General features: G+C 39.2%; 13 protein-coding genes. 4 read left to right on the forward strand and 9 right to left on the reverse strand.

The features are described from left to right. Nucleotides 1-442: 442 nt before the first annotated feature. The 3 genes from thiS to GX437_06955 are packed head-to-tail and all read right to left on the reverse strand — an operon-like array spanning nucleotide 443 to nucleotide 2,690. Complete coding sequence (thiS, locus tag GX437_06945) at nucleotides 443-649, reverse strand: sulfur carrier protein ThiS (protein ID NLJ07388.1); 207 nt, start codon at nucleotides 647-649, stop codon at nucleotides 443-445. Next, entirely contained in the window at nucleotides 627-1,229 is a 603-nt protein-coding gene (gene thiF / locus GX437_06950; protein ID NLJ07389.1) for a sulfur carrier protein ThiS adenylyltransferase ThiF, read from the reverse strand. The genes thiS and thiF overlap by 23 nt, the downstream gene beginning before the upstream one ends. A 51-nt stretch (nucleotides 1,230-1,280) precedes the next feature. Next, nucleotides 1,281-2,690, reverse strand: a complete 1,410-nt coding sequence (locus GX437_06955; GenBank protein NLJ07390.1) for a BamA/TamA family outer membrane protein — start codon at nucleotides 2,688-2,690, stop codon at nucleotides 1,281-1,283. 102 nt (nucleotides 2,691-2,792) lie between these two features. On the opposite strand from GX437_06955, the gene kdsB reads away from it, so the two are divergent. Both kdsB and GX437_06965 read left to right on the forward strand, forming a co-directional pair. Further along, a complete protein-coding gene (gene kdsB / locus GX437_06960; protein ID NLJ07391.1) occupies nucleotides 2,793-3,542 on the forward strand; it encodes a 3-deoxy-manno-octulosonate cytidylyltransferase in 750 nt (249 codons plus the stop codon). Between the two features lie 6 nt (nucleotides 3,543-3,548). Beyond that, nucleotides 3,549-5,159: a CTP synthase gene (locus GX437_06965; GenBank protein NLJ07392.1), complete on the forward strand. Its 1,611-nt coding sequence runs from the start codon at nucleotides 3,549-3,551 to the stop codon at nucleotides 5,157-5,159. A 9-nt stretch (nucleotides 5,160-5,168) separates the two neighbouring features. Here the strand turns inward: GX437_06965 and GX437_06970 are convergent, their stop codons facing one another. From GX437_06970 to GX437_06980, 3 genes are read right to left on the reverse strand one after another with little or no spacing between them, the layout of a single operon-like run. After that, entirely contained in the window at nucleotides 5,169-6,428 is a 1,260-nt protein-coding gene (locus GX437_06970) for a glycoside hydrolase family 16 protein (GenBank protein ID NLJ07393.1), read from the reverse strand. Between the two features lie 33 nt (nucleotides 6,429-6,461). After that, nucleotides 6,462-6,833 carry a VOC family protein gene (locus GX437_06975; GenBank protein ID NLJ07394.1) on the reverse strand — a complete coding sequence of 124 codons (372 nt, stop codon included), beginning with the start codon at nucleotides 6,831-6,833 and terminating at the stop codon, nucleotides 6,462-6,464. Nucleotides 6,834-6,861: 28 nt separating this feature from the next. After that, nucleotides 6,862-7,569 (reverse strand): DNA alkylation repair protein, encoded by a 708-nt coding sequence (locus GX437_06980; GenBank protein NLJ07395.1) that lies wholly within the window; start codon nucleotides 7,567-7,569, stop codon nucleotides 6,862-6,864. Between the two features lie 121 nt (nucleotides 7,570-7,690). On the opposite strand from GX437_06980, the gene htpG reads away from it, so the two are divergent. Beyond that, nucleotides 7,691-9,580 (forward strand): molecular chaperone HtpG, encoded by a 1,890-nt coding sequence (gene htpG, locus GX437_06985; GenBank protein NLJ07396.1) that lies wholly within the window; start codon nucleotides 7,691-7,693, stop codon nucleotides 9,578-9,580. Between the two features lie 126 nt (nucleotides 9,581-9,706). Continuing rightward, nucleotides 9,707-12,181 (forward strand): AAA family ATPase, encoded by a 2,475-nt coding sequence (locus tag GX437_06990; GenBank protein ID NLJ07397.1) that lies wholly within the window; start codon nucleotides 9,707-9,709, stop codon nucleotides 12,179-12,181. 18 nt (nucleotides 12,182-12,199) lie between these two features. On the opposite strand, the gene GX437_06995 is transcribed toward GX437_06990, so the two are convergent. Genes GX437_06995 through GX437_07005 form a run of 3 tightly spaced genes read right to left on the reverse strand, consistent with a single transcriptional unit; the run spans nucleotide 12,200 to nucleotide 15,106 of the window. Next, nucleotides 12,200-12,754, reverse strand: coding sequence for a hypothetical protein (locus GX437_06995; GenBank protein ID NLJ07398.1), 555 nt, complete (start codon nucleotides 12,752-12,754; stop codon nucleotides 12,200-12,202). Next, entirely contained in the window at nucleotides 12,755-13,651 is an 897-nt protein-coding gene (locus GX437_07000; protein NLJ07399.1) for a hypothetical protein, read from the reverse strand. A 60-nt stretch (nucleotides 13,652-13,711) separates the two neighbouring features. Further along, nucleotides 13,712-15,106: a hypothetical protein gene (locus GX437_07005; protein NLJ07400.1), complete on the reverse strand. Its 1,395-nt coding sequence runs from the start codon at nucleotides 15,104-15,106 to the stop codon at nucleotides 13,712-13,714. Nucleotides 15,107-15,350 lie beyond the last annotated feature (244 nt).

A 15,350-nucleotide genomic window follows, 5' to 3' on the forward strand; every position in this document is an offset into this window, starting at 1 on the left:
CAATCTGATTGTTGAAAATAGCCGGGAAACGCATCAAACGGGCTTCCTCCTGTGCAGTCAGCTGTAAAAAGCTTACAATTAACAGGCTTAAAACAAGGTAATTTTTCATGGTCAGATGATTTAATATTCTTTTTGATTTGCCACAAAAATAGATGCTTGCTGCAAATTAAAACCCAACAAAATCAAAATGTCTGATTGGTCAGATTTCCCATTTATTTTATCCAAATTTTATCATGTCCGGAAAAAATCGGTTAAAACAATTCATTCAAGGATAAATCCGAAATCTCCAATCCGAAATTCGAAGTTCGAAATTCGAAGTTCGAAATCCGAAATCCCAAATCCGCAATCTTGCCTGTCGCCTGCCTGACGTCAGACAGGGCAGACAGGTCCGCAATTCGAAATCCAAAATCCGCAATCCGAAATCCCCACTCCGCAATTCCCATCACCCTCCGCTGATCAGATGTAGCACCATCACATCATCTCCATCCTGAATCAAAGCAGTGTCATATTCATCTTTTTTAATCAGCTTCTGATTAATTTTCACCACAAGCATCTTAAAAGTGAATCTCTTTATCTCAAGTAATTCATTTACAGTCAACTGTTCCTGTTCAAAATGCTCTTTTCTGTTATTTAGGGTTATTTCCATCATGTTCATTTAATAAAATTTCCAAAACAGTATTGGCCTGCATATTGGCAACAATACCCACACGGGGTGCAATAGGCGGCAGGTCATCAGCAATTTCTGAAACTCCATCTCCGCAAATATATAAATTGCCGTTTTTCACCGTTTTTAAAGTATCGTTCATCCCGAAACCTGCCATGCCCAGCCCGATCACCAGCGGTTTTTCAGGGAAACTGGATAATATAGTTTCAATCAGCATTTTTTTCTGGTCGGCCTTGTCGAAAGCCTCGACAACCACATCACAATCTTTGAAGATAACGGGCACATTTTCAGGAGTAAGAAAGACATCATAGCTCTCAATCTTCAGCCCCGGATTTATCATTAAAAGATTTTTTCTGATAGATTCAGCCTTTTTTGTCCCAATCTGATGAAAGAAATAGAACTGTCGGTTCAGGTTGCTTTCCTCCACGATGTCAAAATCGGCAATAATTATCTTTCCGATACCCACTCTTGCCAGTGCTGAGGCACAGTTGGAGCCCAAACCACCTGCACCGGCAATCCCTACCGTTTTTTCTGATAGAATTGATTTGATTTGTGAAAAATTCAAGCTACCTTTTTCCTGCAAAAATAAACCAAAATGCCCTTCCTGTTGAAAGAATCAAATCGCTTTTCTGAAATGTACAAATATATGTTTTTCTCCAAGGTTGTTGGTGCCAACTTCCATCCTGACTACAATATCGTAATAACTTACCAGATCGAATCCGATTCCTCCACCTGTAAGCAGTTTGTTGTTCAGCGAAAATTCCCTGAAAACAGCCTGATCTGATACATATCCTGCATCAAAAAATACTTTTGGATAAAGCCGGATTGGAATGGTATTGAATTTATGCCATCTGAGGAACCTGATGCTTAAGGTTTCATTCAGCAAGCTGTATTTAATGTCATTTTTTAACAAAAAACCCGACCTCCCCTTTATCAGATAATACTCAAAAGTCCTGACCAGAATATCTTCATATCCAAAGGATGGAGAAAACAAAAAAGAAAGGTTTTTTTCAGAGCAGTAAAATCCCCTGAGCTGATGTGCCATTAAAACTTTTGGCATTGGAGAATAAAAAGCTGAATATGTCCCCGAAAGATTAAACTGATTGATATACTTTGAGATACCCAGCCCTGAAAACCCGGCATTTAACTGAAAAACATATCCTTTCTCCGGATAAAAGTGAATATCAGTATGATCTAAATCGAAGGTGTAGTTTAAGGAAAGAAAACTGTTTTTTAAACGGTTATTACCTAAATAATCCGGATTCAGACTTAAGATAGTATCTGTCACCCTGTTGAACTGATAAGAAAGTTCTGCCTGATGAGTGCTGTAAATACTAACCCTGTAATAATAAAACAAACTGGTTTTCATTCTTTTACGCTGATAATCATCCCCTCTGAAATACACAAGACGGTTCAGACTATCAATGGAATAGGCAAACTCACGGTTGGCCAGATATTGAAACTGTAATTCGAATCCCGAATTTCTCTTTTGATTCAGGCCGGGAATTGAATAAGCTGCAGTTAAGCGGTGAGAATAACCTGCCTGCACATAAGCGCTTAATGTTTCATTTCTTCCTCTGCAGTTTTTTTGAGTAAGTAAAAACCCAACATCCACCCGGTTCAACTGATGATGGTGTAAAAACCACCATTCATTGAAAGTACGGTCGGCCAGTTCGGCATAAAATCCCGGAATGGTAAAAAAACGCTCTTTTACCTCAATTTGACAGAAACATTTCTGACTATCCTGAATTTGAAAATCCACATAGACTTCCAGAAAGAGAGAAAGGTTGAATATATTATTCTCATTAAGTATTTTCAGACTGTCGACAGCAGAAGCCTGAAGGCTGTCTCCCGCTTTAAAGGTCAGTTCTCTGAGTATAACCTGTTTCTTTGTCTTTTCATTACCTTTGACAACAATCTCAGTAAGCAGATATTTTTTATCCTTGTTTGTTTGTGAAAAGCTTTGAAAAAAGGTGCTGGTTAAAAGGGAAATTAATAGAAAAGTACGCACAGGTGTTGTCAACAATAAGCTTGAATTTGATGCAAAAATAAAGTTTGAAAGTGGATAAAATTATTTTATTTAGTGATCAAAGTGTGTAAACTTGCCATCCCGATTGAACAGCGCAAAATGAAAGCAGTCGGGATAATACCAGCCAGATACGGATCGAGCCGGTTTCCGGGTAAACCACTGGCCAAAATCGGTGAGAAAAGTATGATAAGGCGGGTATATGAAAAAGTCAGATTATCCGGGATAAAAGATGTCTGGATTGCAACGGATGACAAAAGAATACTTAATCATGCAAAAGAATTCGGGGCTCAGGCAATAATGACCTCAGTCAGGCATCAGTCTGGAACGGAAAGATGTGCAGAAGCATTAAAAAAAATCGGAGGTAATTTTGATGTCGTTGTCAACATTCAGGGAGATGAGCCTTTTGCCGACCCATCTCATCTGAAACTGCTGGTCAATGCCTTTAAAAACAAAGATGTTCAGATAGCTACCCTGACAGACGCTTTTGATGACCTTCAACAGCTTTTTTCTCCTAATACTGTAAAAATCATTGCTGATCATCAGTTTTTTGCCACTTACTTCAGCAGATCAGTCATTCCGTTTCTGCGGGATATCCCTGAAAAAGAATGGATTAAACATTACCCTTACCTCCGTCATATCGGAATTTATGCCTTCAGAACGGATGTCCTTCAGAAAGTCGTAAAACTTAAACCTTCACCTCCGGAAAAAGCGGAATCACTGGAGCAACTGAGATGGATCTATTACGGCTATAAAATAAAACTTATACAGGTTAAATATTACGGGCTTTCGGTCGATACCCCGGAAGACCTCGAAAAAGCAAATGAATTATTGAACAACATATATTACTAACAAACTATGGAAACACGATATATTTTCGTTACAGGTGGCGTTACTTCCTCTCTGGGAAAAGGAATACTGGCCTCTTCACTTGCCAAACTGCTTCAGGCAAGCGGGTACAAGGTAGCTTTGCAAAAATTTGATCCCTACATCAATGTTGACCCAGGAACACTTAACCCTTACGAACATGGCGAATGTTACGTAACAGATGATGGTGCCGAAACCGATCTCGATCTTGGCCATTATGAAAGATTTCTGAATCAGCCGACTTCCCAGATGAATAATGTTACCACCGGTGCGGTTTATCAGACCGTTATTGAAAAAGAAAGACGTGGTGATTTTCTCGGCAAAACAGTACAGGTTGTTCCACACATTACCGATGAAATAAAAAGCCGTTTTGTAAAACTTGCAGAATCAGGCGACTATGAGATTATTATTACTGAAATAGGTGGAACGGTAGGTGATATTGAAAGTCTGCCTTTCATTGAAGCCGTCCGTCAGTTTCGTTGGGAGCTAAATGATTATCAAACACTTGTTATACATCTGACTTTAATTCCCTATCTGAAAGCAGCCGGGGAACTGAAGACAAAACCCACCCAACATTCGGTAAAAGCCCTGCAGGAACAGGGACTTCAGCCGGATATTCTGGTTTGCCGTTCCGAACTGCCACTCAATAAAGACATCAAAGCTAAAGTAGCCAGATTCTGTAATGTATCCGTTGACTCCGTCATTGAAGCTGTTGATGTGGATACCATTTATGAGGTACCACTGAAAATGAAAAAAGAAAACCTCGACAAGGTAGTACTTTTCAAGCTCAACCTGATGGCTCGTCAGGATGTGGAGCTGACACAATGGAAAAATTTTCTTCGCAAGCTGAAAGCTCCTGTTCATGAAGTAAATATTGGCCTTATCGGAAAATATACAGAACTCCCCGATGCTTATAAATCCATCAAGGAAGCCTTTACGCATGCAGCTGCCATGAATGAATGCAAGGTTAACGTTCAGTATATCTCTTCAGAATTCATCAATGATAAAAATGTTGAAGAAAAACTGAAACCACTGCATGGAATTCTGGTAGCTCCCGGATTTGGGGACAGAGGCATTGAAGGTAAAATTACTGCCATCCAATATGCACGCACTCACAAACTTCCTTTTTTCGGCATTTGCCTGGGTATGCAATGCGCAGTGATCGAATTTGCCAGAAATGTACTGGGATTAAAAGATGCCAATTCAACGGAATTTAACCCAGACACCCCTCATCCGGTTATTGACCTGATGGAAGAGCAGAAAAAAATCATCAACAAAGGAGGCACCATGCGTCTGGGAGCTTATCCCTGCGAAATCAGCCCCGACAGCAAGGTCTCAAAAATTTACGGCTCATGTCTGATCAGCGAACGTCATCGCCATCGCTTTGAATTCAATAATCATTTCAGAGAAGATTTCAAAAAAAATGGTTTTATCCCTGTTGGATTGAATAAAGCATCCGATCTTGTTGAAATCATGGAGTTGTCCGGTCATCCATGGTTTATCGGAAGTCAGTTCCATCCCGAACTCAAAAGCACTGTGGCCAATCCCCATCCCCTCTTTGTCGATTTTGTCAGAGCAGCCATTGATTATTCAAAAAGCTGAGCTTCGCTTTCAGTTTTTGGTATCCCGATCAATGGAAAACGGGATGACAAAGTTGTTTTTTCTGCCTCTTACGGTCAAGAGATATTCACCTTCATCCAGCATACCGATATTGATGGATTGATTCCTCCCCGGATATTCCTCTTCCAACAGTGTTAAGCCACTGGAATTTGTCAGATAGACAGACGCTCCTGCTTTCATCTGAAATAAATCAAGAACAATAATTTGATTATCAGGATAAAAGCTGATTTTACCAATAATGTCTGTCTCTTTATCCTTTTCAAATTTCCGCTCTTTTGAAAGAAACTTTTTGTGCTGAACAGGAATAATTTCACTCAAAGTATCAAATCCGGCAGATGAATCTCTGTCAATTAAACGAAGCCTGATGGTATCATTATTTTGCTGATAAACCCTGAAATAATCGAGGCTGAATACTGCAGGAAAAACGGTGTTTTCATCTGGTCCGGGGCAAAACAGATTCGGACAGTTTCCTGGAATAGCCAGATTGGCTACAACCGACATGGGATAGTCAAAACGATGATATTCAACAGCAGCAGGAATATTGTTAATGAACCAGGTTACTTTGTTTTCCTCCCACAAAACACTCATGCTGATATAGATATCTTTAACCGGAGAATTCAATTTAATCCATCCGCCAGGTCTCTCCGTCATCATCGGCCCGTTATCAGCAATCACTTCACCCTGATGGACATCAAAATGCACTTTATCAGGCTCGTGGCATCGAAACTCACATACATCAATCTCCCCTTTGTGCCCGAAAAGCCAGAATGCAGGCCAGAGTCCCTGACCGTAAGGTATTTTGAATCGGCTTTCAAAAAGACCGTATTTAAAGGTAGGTTTGGAATATACCATTCCAGATGTATAGCTGAATGTTCGCAAATTGATGCCAACTGTATCCTGAATGCCATCATAATTGCAATCGGAAGTCAGAACAGCGCTGTCTTCCAGCTGAGGGTAAACTCTCAGGCTGAATGGTTCATTCCGGGCTATCAGGTTAAGTTTCCCTTCCGAAATTCCGATATTTTCAGGAGAATACAACTGTTGCTCGGAATTGCACAACAATACCCGCCCCCATGGATATTCCTTACGCCACACATCCCTGTCAAGCCCTTCATGATTAAATTCATCCGACCAGACTTTTTTTAGCTGAACATAATGATTGTTTTTCTGAAGCAAAACTACACAGGCGGGCTGAGAACCTACCTGATGAATCGAAATTAACCATGTAAGTGTGATTAACAACTTTTTCACAGCATTGCAGTTTTTTTCTACTCAGAAATAAGTCTAAGTTCTTGAATGTAAAGCAATTCTGTTTCCTTCAGAATCCAGAAATACAGCCATATACCCAATGTCTTCAGAAATCAGTTTTTTAGGTATAAGCACCTTTCCACCAGCTTCCTCCACCCGTTTAAGGTCTTCATCCAGATTGCCTGATGGTGTCGTAAAATAAATCAATACGCCATTTTCAGAAGGCTTGTAAAAAGCGGGATGATAGTTCAATGAGCCTCCTGCACCGGTCTGCTGTTCAAACCAGGGGAAAAAAGCCATCATTTCTTCTCCAAACTCCTGTTTTTCAAGACTGATGTCAAAAACCTTACTGTAAAAGCCGATAGCCCTGTCCATATCTGAAACAGGAATTTCAAACCAGCCAACCATGTTGTGTTGATGTATCATAAACTTCTTTTTAGCAAAATGCAGTGTTTCTTTTTTTGCCGCTTCGCCCCATTTTTTCCACTTTCTCAATGTATTCCACAACATCCGGTACCTTGCAGGCCGTTCCTCCCATATCCACCGAAATCTTACCGATTTTCTTCCCGACTTCAATGGCCTTTGCTTTTAGTGGCAAATAATATGTTCCGACAGCAATCAGAAACTGGTTCATGCAGTACCTCACTCGGTTTCTTTCCCGATGAATCTCATTTTCAATCTTTTTCAGAAGGCTCATTATCAGGTCAGCAGGAATATTTTCGTCTGGTGTAATGGCCAGCAGGCTGGAATATGTACTCCAGCCACTTGAGGCAATGTTTTCTTCGGGTGAGTGAATCCATTTTTCTGCCATTTCCCAGCCTTTACCACTTTCTGCGGCAGTCCATGCAACCGTATATTCGCTCAGCCAGTACCAATATGCCTTCTCTGCCCAATACTGCAGGTCTTCTTTCGTCATTTTTTCAGGCTCACAGATCATGGCTGCAAAATACATGGCATCACTGTTTCCTGTCCTGAATAATTCAATGGCCAGCGAATGGTCTTTTCGTATCTTCTTCTGCAACTTCTTCATATCCCCCACCCTGACGCCAAAAAAAGGCTCCTTGGCTCCATGTTTCATCAAGGTCTTTTTGGTTTGCTCATCTCCCATTTTTTGCAACTCATTCATCACTTCTGTTATAGTCATACTCATTTTTTATTTTTTAGAGTTTCATTGGGTTCAAAAATCAAGCCTGAATGCTGTCAAAATTTCAGTCATAAGTAACGGCAAAATTTTTGTCATTCGCCCGCTGAACAATTATCAGACGATTATGAAAAAAGGTACATTAAGTGTAAACACACAGGATATTTTCCCTATCATTAAAAAATTTCTTTATACCGATCACGAAATTTTCCTGAGGGAACTCATTTCAAATGCCACAGATGCCATTAAAAAGCTGCAGGTACTTGCTTCAAAAGGTGAGCTACAGGAAGAACTTGGCAGACTTAAAATTGAAGTTAAACTCGATAAAAAAGCCAAAACATTGTCTGTTATCGACAATGGTATTGGTATGACTGAAGAAGAAATTGAAAAATACATCAACCAGATAGCTTTTTCGAGTGCAGAAGAATTTCTGAAGAAATACGAACAAAGCAATGATAAAAACCTGATTATCGGACACTTTGGCCTCGGATTTTACAGTGCTTTTATGGTGGCCGATAAAGTTGAAATCATAACTAAATCCTACCTTCCCGATTCTCAGGCCATTAAATGGGAATGTTCCGGAAATACCGAATTCAAAATTACCGAATCCAAAAAGAAAGAAAGAGGAACTGAAGTTAAACTGCACATCGCTGATGATTCGGCTGAGTTTCTTGAAGAATATCGAATTAACGAACTTCTGAAGAAATACTGTCAGTTCATGCCTGTTGAAATTGAATTCGGCTCTGAGAAAACGACAGAGAAAACAGGTATTACCGACAAAGACGGCAAAGAAATCGAAAAGGAAGTCGAAAAACCAAAGATAATCAACAATACCAAACCCCTGTGGACAAGGCCGCCTCAGGAACTTACGGATGAAGATTATAAAAGCTTTTATGAAGAGCTGTATCCCTTTTCGCAGCCTCCTCTATTCTGGATTCATCTCAATGTGGATTACCCTTTCCACCTGACAGGAATTCTGTATTTCCCAAAAGTTACCTCCAATTTTGAACTCCAGAAAAACAAAATCAAGCTCTTTTCCAATCAGGTTTATGTTACCGACAGTGTCGATCAGATAGTGCCTGAATTTCTTACACTGCTTCACGGAGTCATTGATTCGCCCGATATTCCGCTCAATGTTTCGAGAAGTGCCTTGCAGGCTGATTCTAACGTAAAGAAAATCAGCTCATATATTATCCGTAAAGTTTCCGACAAACTTCAGGAACTCTTTAATAAAGACAGGGAAGAATTTCAGAAAAAATGGGACGATATCGACATTTTCGTTAAATATGGCATGCTGACCGAGGATAAGTTTTATGAAAAAGCAGTCTCCTTTTTCCTGCTCAAAGATGTTGACGACAAGTATTACACCTTCGAGGAATACAAAGAGCTTGTCCGCCACACACAGGAAGATAAAGATAAAAACATCGTCTGGCTTTATACAACCGACAAGGAAGAACAGATGCCATATATCGAACAGGCCAGAAAACGTGAATATAATGTCCTCTTTACCAATGAAATCCTCGATGCCCATTTCTTTAACCTGATTGAGCAAAAGTTTGAAAAAACCAAAATCAAACGTGTGGATGCCGGAGCACTGGATGAACTCATCGACAAAGGCGATAAACGTGAAAGTGTTCTAAGTAAGGAAAAACAGGATAAACTTCAGGAAATATTCAAGTCGCTTGCAGGAGAAGAAAAAAATATCGTTAAGGTGGAAGCATTATCACCTGATGATCAACCTGTTATCATCACAGAAGATGAATTTTTCCGCAGAATGAATGATATGGCAAAAACCGGGGCAGGTTTTTATGGAATGGGTGCCATGCCTCCTATGTACAACATTGTCATCAACAGCAACCATCCACTGACCAGCAAAATTGCCAATATGGAAGAAAAGGAACAACAACAACAACTGGCCCGTCAACTATATGATCTGGCAAGGCTTTCCAAAAATATCCTGAAAGGCAAAGACCTGACTGATTTCATTGAAAGGTCATTGGAAATCATAAAATAATTATTCAGCACACCTCTGCCCCGTGCTTTATTCTTTTATGCCGCCACTGTGGTGCAATTAATATCTTTAAATTTGCAAGCGGAAAAGCGGCTTTCCCTTTTCTGAAAAACAATTATCCCGGCACCCATGGTCATCACCGAACAGTTAAAACTTGCCTTCGACTATGTTCAGTTTACCGACCGTCATGTTTTTCTGACAGGAAATGCAGGAACAGGGAAAACAACATTTCTTCAACAACTTAGAAATCAGACATTTAAGAGAATGATTGTTACAGCTCCAACCGGAGTAGCGGCCATTAATGCCGGTGGAGTTACCCTTCATTCTTTTTTTCAGTTTCCATTCGGGCCATTGGTTCCTGAAATGCTGACGGATGTTTTAAACCCTGATACGCAGGTTAAAGGAAGAGCCTCTGCAAATGTCAATAAATACGTGAAGGATAAAATCCGCATTATCCGCAGCCTCGACCTGCTGGTCATTGATGAAATAAGCATGGTACGGGCCGACCTGCTCGATGCCGTTGATGAGGTTCTCAGGCGTATCAGATATAATCAGGAACCTTTTGGCGGTATTCAGTTGCTGATGATTGGCGACTTGTACCAGCTGGCTCCTGTCGTAACTCACGAAGAACGCCCATTGCTGGAAAAATATTACGAAACGCCTTTCTTTTTCAGCAGTAAAGCTTTGCAGCGAACCAATTACATTTGTATAGAACTGACCCGGATTTTCAGGCAATCCGACCAGAAATTCATTGAGATGCTCGGACAAATACGCACCAATCATATTGATGAAGATACACTTCGTCAGCTCAATAGCCGCTACTATCCAAACATTGAACAAAATCCTGAAAAAGGCTGTATTATCCTGACAACCCATAAAAACAAAGCCAATAGCATCAATCAGAACAGACTCGACTCCATCAAAAAAAAGTCTTATTTTTTCACAGCCAAAGTGGAAGGAACTTTCCCTGAAGATATTTATCCCACACTCGAAGAGCTCGAACTGAAAGAAGGTGCCCAGATTATGTTCATCAAAAATGATTCTTCTATCGAAAAGAAATATTACAATGGAAAAATTGGAATCATTGAAAGCATTGATGATGAGGGAGTCAGGGTAAAATGTCAGGAAGATGACGAAGAAATAATTGTCGGAAGAGAAACATGGGAAAATATACGCTATGAACTGGACGAGAACACAAAGGAAATAAAGGAACACGTGATTGGCCGGTTTTCTCAGCTTCCGCTCAAACTTGCTTATGCCATCACCATACATAAAAGTCAGGGGCTAACCTTCGACAAGGCTGTGATTGATGCAAAAGCGGCTTTTGCTTCCGGGCAGGTTTATGTGGCACTCAGCCGCTGCCGTACTTTTGAAGGCCTGTTTCTCAGCTCAAAAATCGATTTCAGTAGCATTAAAATTGATTCAGATGTGGTCAGTTTCAACAGGAACTTTCAAAAAAAACCGTCCCTTGAACATGAACTCCCGACAGCTATTCATGATTTTCAGAAAAAACTCATTATTGAATTATTTAATTTCAATCTTGTTGAAAAAAGACTTTCATATCTGAAGAAAATCATATCCGAACATCAGGAAAGCCTGTCCGAAAAGCTTCCTGATGAAATAATGACCCTGTTAAATGCCTTAAAAATTGACATATCAGATATAGCCCAAAGATTCCAACCTCAGCTATCTAAACTAATTGATTCCCAAGACCTTATTGAAAACAATTCCGTCCTTCAGGAAAAAATACAAAAAGCATCAGCTTATTTTCTTGAAAAGACTGACAATATTATTCAAACAGCCTCTTCCCTGGAAATTGACTCTGACAATCAAACCGTAAAGAAATCTGTCAAAGATGCTTATGAGAAATTTATTGACGAATTGTATTATAAAACGGCTTGCCTGAAAGCCTGCCTGAATGGCTTTGAATTGAAAAGCTATCTGAATATCAGAGCATTGGCTGTTTTTGAGACCGAAAAGAAAAAGACGAAAAAAACCATTTCGGAAAGCCAGACCGCTCCGAAAAACGTGCATCCCGAACTCTATAAACAACTGAAAATTTGGAGAAATCAGAAAGCTGAGGAGCTGAATGAACCTCATTACATGATACTTCCACTCAGAACGATTGAAGAAATTGCAGGAAGGCTGCCCGTTTCAATTGAAATGTTGAGTAAAATAAAAGGAATTGGCAAAAAAAAGCTTAAGCTTTACGGAATGGAAATATTCGGTATCATCAGGGAATATTGCCTGAAAAACAACATCCCTGTTGAGGATTATGAAGAGCTGAAACCCGTAAAGAAAAAAAATACCAGACAGATTACCCTTGATATGTTTCAGTCCGGCAAAAGTATCAGGCAGATAGCCATCGAACGAAACCTTACCCCCTCCACCATTGAAGATCATTTATTTGCGATGGTTAATAAAGGAATACTTGACATTCATGACCTGATGAGTCAGGAGAAAATCGACATCATCAGCCACTGGTTCAGCGTGATGAATGACTTTAGTGTCAAGAATGCCAAAAATGCACTGGGTGAAGACTTTTCCTATAATGAAATCAGGTATGTCATGAATATGCTTCAGAGCAAAGAGAAAGATTTTTAACTCAGCTTCATCATTTTTTTATTTGACCATCCATCTTCCATTTTCAATATCAATATCCTCAGAAAAAGCTTTGATATCTGTCTGGTCTGAAAAAATGATCCTGTCAGCCAATGGTTTAAGTTCTAAAAAGGAAGATTTACGGGGATGATCTCCGCTGACATCAATTAAAAGAAACACAGCCGGAACCACAAATTTCCTCAGGCTGATAGATTCGCATATAATAAATTCATTTTCATTTACTTGCATAAAAAACTCCTGAAAAGCATCCTTTACGAATTTATCTTCTGAACGTATATAATAAACTTTCCCTGCTCCAGCGAGCAACATTTTTGAGGTGTCCTTTAATCCTGTTAAATCTTTTTCTTCAAATATCTCATATTTTTCAACCAGCTGTTTTTCGTGATAACCATGAAATAATTCATCACCACTTTTCACAGAGGTCAGTTTCAAACCAATTATATTGTAATTTACTGATAGTCTTTTTATTATTTCACATATCAGGGTAGTCTTGCCAACATGGCGTCTGCTGCCACCTACAATCAGCAGATTTTGGTAATAAGGCAGTTTCTCCATTTACTTCTCGTTTTGAATTTTAATATCAAGGTCAACATACCCGGAATCATTCCCATGTAAAGAAAGCACCTTCAGGATGCCAAGCCGGAAGTCGGAGGTCGAAAACATCCAGTATTTATTTTCCTGTAAATCAATAATTTCTTTCGGATTGTAAAAGTCAGCCTGATAGAGCAACAGGCTGTCTGTTTTCAAATGCTGGAATTCATTGTCGGAAAGGTTAATTTTTTTAAAGATTACTTTATTTCGTATCATCCAGTTTTCTGGACGATAAACAGGTGTTGCGCCTGAAAAAACATCTGCCTCAACCTTTGAAGCCAGACTACCCAACAGGTATTTATTCCGGTAAAAATAATAGAAAAACTGCACATCGGCTTGCTTGTTATAGGCTTCTTCCAGGTTCAAAACTGAAAACTGGTTACCATTCATTGACAGAAAGCTTTTTCCATCTTCATGAAAACGTGCCGATAATCTGACATTAGTGAATTCTGTCAAAGGATTAATATCCGGATTTGCTTTTTTAAGTATAACTGACTTTTCAGCAAATTTATCCAGACTGTCTCTGGCATATATAATAAGTGTATCACTCTCATTATCAGACTTGTAAAAAATCAGATCAAAGACAAAAGATGTGAGGCCTTCAGAAAAGGAAGTATCAACAAGCTGATATTCAAGATTATTTTTGAGCTTTACCTGGAAGTATTTCAAAATGTTTTTCGATTTGACTTCAATGCTGAGAAGGATGGGTGTTCCGACTGCCCATTCCCTTGCCTGATATTCCTTCCATGAATTGCTTTCAAACACATTGATTTCGGGCATTTGTTCAATCAAATCATCCGGATGGCAATTGACAAGTAAGAAAATGAATGCAAAAACAAGTAATTTAAAAACATTTCTCATGCCTGTGCATAAGCAAAGATCATGAAAATCTTAAAAGAGACCGGTTATGCAGGGACAGTTTTATTTCTGTACCGGTTGACCGAACCTGAACCTGAAAAATCCTCCGGCAAATGATAAATGAGGAGTATTCTGTGAGAAAAGAGTTACCAGATCCCGGGTTGCAAAACCAACCTCCATCCCATTATCAGCCAGAGAAAAAACAAATCCGAGAGGGATATTCAGCCCATAATTGCCACCCATTTGCATCCCTGTTGATATCTGAAGCCATTTAAAAGGGCTCAGTTTACCACCTATCCCGATAATGGTCGTTTCAGGATTACCACTTGCATCATTTTGAGGAATATAGAGATTTCCGCCAACTTCAACCCAATCTTTAAGCTGAATGGAAGCCCCGAATCTGATATTGGTAGGCAGTTCAACCTTAATTTTATCCAGACCATGCCACTTGAATACACCGTCTCCTTCAAACAGCTTTGGCGATTCCATAAAGATGTTATAGCTGTTATATCCCTCTGATTCCCAGCAATAAAAGAAAGTGTCCATGGCTTCATACACATTTCCGTTCCACGTAATGGAGCCAATATCATTCATGGCGAGAGCCACTTTAATGGTATTAAATATCTTAACCGTAACGCCAAGATCAAATCCAAAACCATGTCCGACTGAGATAAAACCAGAATCATAAATCCGGGAAGGAGATTGAGCGGTGCCATAATCAACCCCAAAAACAGGAGACAGCGAAGTATAAACCCTGAGGCCTTCAGGCTTTCCGTAAACATCAAACTGTCCATAGCCCTGAAGATATTTAACTCCGGCACCGGCATATATTTTAATCATGTCGGTATTGAAAACATTGAGACCAACGCCAAAATTATATTCCCTGTACCAGCTGCCCGATATCCGGCATCCTTTATACAAATCGCCATAATAACGGGGTTTTGTGGCATAACCTATCGTATCCCCGTGATTGTCAACCCCAATTGAATCAAAATATTTGTTGTAGTGGTATCCGCAAAACAGTAAATCAGCAAATTCAGGAGTCAGGTGAAAGTTGCCGATTATTCTTTCCCTGACAGCAAAAGCATAACCCCCAATCTTTGGATGCTGATAGGAAAAGTTCAGTGTACTGATATCGGCATTCATCGACAAGCGGTGGTTGGAAAAATTCTGTGCTGCGGTCATTTTTTCTTCCATGCAAAAATGCCTTTCCTTAAAACTGAATACTTCATTAATCAAGGTTTTTTTACAAACAGCATCAGAGTAGATGGAAGACCCCAGTTCCAGAAAACTTAAATTAATCGATTTGTCATTTCTAAGCCAGCCAAGATTGGCAGGATTAACTCCAAGACATTGATAATCTGTCAGATAAGTAACCGGAATAGCTGAACCTGAAGCAGTAAAGCCACTCAAATCGATCTGTGCCTGAGCCGGGATTATAAAGAAAAATAATCCCATTATAAGAATTAAAAAATCCCTCATCATTTTTAATTTTTAAATGTTAAAGAAAATTTTCAAGCACAAAAATAATTAATTTTAAATAATTAAAATAAATTATTAATTTTTTATTTATTTTATTTAGACTTAATTTAATTTATTTGCAATATATAATTCATGAAAAACATTTATTATATTGATTATCAATTATTAATAAATGGTATAATTTATGCAAAACAGCTGTCAATTAAACAAATTCTAATTT

The organism is Sphingobacteriales bacterium (assembly GCA_012517435.1).
Taxonomy (GTDB): domain Bacteria; phylum Bacteroidota; class Bacteroidia; order CAILMK01; family JAAYUY01; genus JAAYUY01.

What these genes read in the sequence shown, in the direction of transcription:
- GX437_07005 (NLJ07400.1), bottom strand. Translation starts at nt 15,106, where the DNA reads ATGGGATTATTTTTCTTTATAATCCCGGCTCAGGCACAGATCGATTTG.
- GX437_06995 (NLJ07398.1), bottom strand. Translation starts at nt 12,754, where the DNA reads ATGGAGAAACTGCCTTATTACCAAAATCTGCTGATTGTAGGTGGCAGC.
- thiS (NLJ07388.1), bottom strand. Translation starts at nt 649, where the DNA reads ATGATGGAAATAACCCTAAATAACAGAAAAGAGCATTTTGAACAGGAA.
- GX437_06965 (NLJ07392.1), top strand. Translation starts at nt 3,549, where the DNA reads ATGGAAACACGATATATTTTCGTTACAGGTGGCGTTACTTCCTCTCTG.
- GX437_06975 (NLJ07394.1), bottom strand. Translation starts at nt 6,833, where the DNA reads ATGGTTGGCTGGTTTGAAATTCCTGTTTCAGATATGGACAGGGCTATC.
- kdsB (NLJ07391.1), top strand. Translation starts at nt 2,793, where the DNA reads ATGAAAGCAGTCGGGATAATACCAGCCAGATACGGATCGAGCCGGTTT.
- GX437_07000 (NLJ07399.1), bottom strand. Translation starts at nt 13,651, where the DNA reads ATGAGAAATGTTTTTAAATTACTTGTTTTTGCATTCATTTTCTTACTT.
- GX437_06990 (NLJ07397.1), top strand. Translation starts at nt 9,707, where the DNA reads ATGGTCATCACCGAACAGTTAAAACTTGCCTTCGACTATGTTCAGTTT.
- GX437_06980 (NLJ07395.1), bottom strand. Translation starts at nt 7,569, where the DNA reads ATGACTATAACAGAAGTGATGAATGAGTTGCAAAAAATGGGAGATGAG.